This is a genomic window from Pseudarthrobacter linnaei, assembly GCF_055412825.1.
On the sequence record NZ_JBVAYX010000071.1, the window covers coordinates 1 to 1189 of the forward strand.

A 1189-nucleotide genomic window follows, 5' to 3' on the forward strand; every position below is an offset into this window, starting at 1 on the left:
GCGGAGTGACGGCGCCGGCTGTTGTAAAACCCCTCGATATAGCGAATGACGTCGCTCCGGGCTTGTGATTTAGTCGCGTAAACGGTCCGGTAGACACGCTCGTTTTTCAGGGCCGAGAAGAACGATTCGGCCATGCTGTTGTCCCAGCACACGCCGGTGCGTCCCATCGAGGAGCGCATGCCCAGTCCGGTCACCAGTGCCCTGAAATCGGTCGAGGTGTAGACGCTGCCCCGGTCGGAGTTCCAGATCGCGGACGGCTCGATCCGGGTCGTCGCGGCGGCGTTCCTGAGCGCGTCGGCGACGAGCTCGGTGCGCATGTGATCGGCGATGGACCAGCCGACGACTTTCTTTGAATAGCAGTCGATGACGGTGGCGAGGTAGACGAATCCTTGCCAGGTGTGGATGTAGGTGATGTCGCCGACGAACTTCACTCCGGGGCGGTCGGCGGTGAAGTCGCGGTTGACCAGGTCGGGCATGGCCGCAGCGGCCTCAGCGTCAGCCTCGGTGGTGATGCGGAACGGGCGTGGCTGGCAAGCCACCAGGCCCTGGTGGCGCATGATCTGCCGCACCAACTCGGGAGAGCACTCGGTCTGTTCCGCGGCGAGATCGGCGTGGATCCGCCGGTACCCGTAGGTACCCTCGGACTCCTCGAAGAAGTGCTCGATCCGCGCGGTCAGGCCCTGCCGGCGTCCCGAGGTGGCCGATTGCGGACGGGTAGCCCAGTGATAGAAACCGGACGTTGAGACGGCCAGCCAGCGGCACATTCTCACGACCGAATTTAGATTGGCGGGCTCAGCTTTTTGGGAATCGATGAATTCATACTTGCTCACTACCGCTGCTCCCGCGCGAAGTAAGCGCTGGCTTTTTTAAGAAGGCAGTCTCCGCCCGCAGCTCCTGATTTTCGCGCTCGAGCTCCTTTAGCCGGGCCCGTTCCGGCCGTCAGATCCGCCTCCGTGGAGCCGTTGGCCTCGCGGTACTTGACCAGCCAGTTGCGGAGCGTCTCGGGGCCGACACCATACGCGGTAGCCACGTCCCTGATCGGCTTGGACGTGTTGATCACCTCGCGGCACAGCTCGTCCTTGAACTCCTGGGGAAATCGCTTCCGTGATGCGGTCATGCTGATCTCTACTTTCGGTAGACCCCCATTTTAAGGGGGCCCACTGTCCGAGATCTCCGCGGCAGCCCACAC

General features: G+C 62.9%; 1 pseudogene. It reads right to left on the reverse strand.

The features are described 5' to 3' along the window. Positions 1-1117 (reverse strand): annotated as a pseudogene (locus ACZYZ3_RS20510) (IS3 family transposase); the annotation flags it as partial. Between the last annotated feature and the right edge of the window lie 72 nt (positions 1118-1189).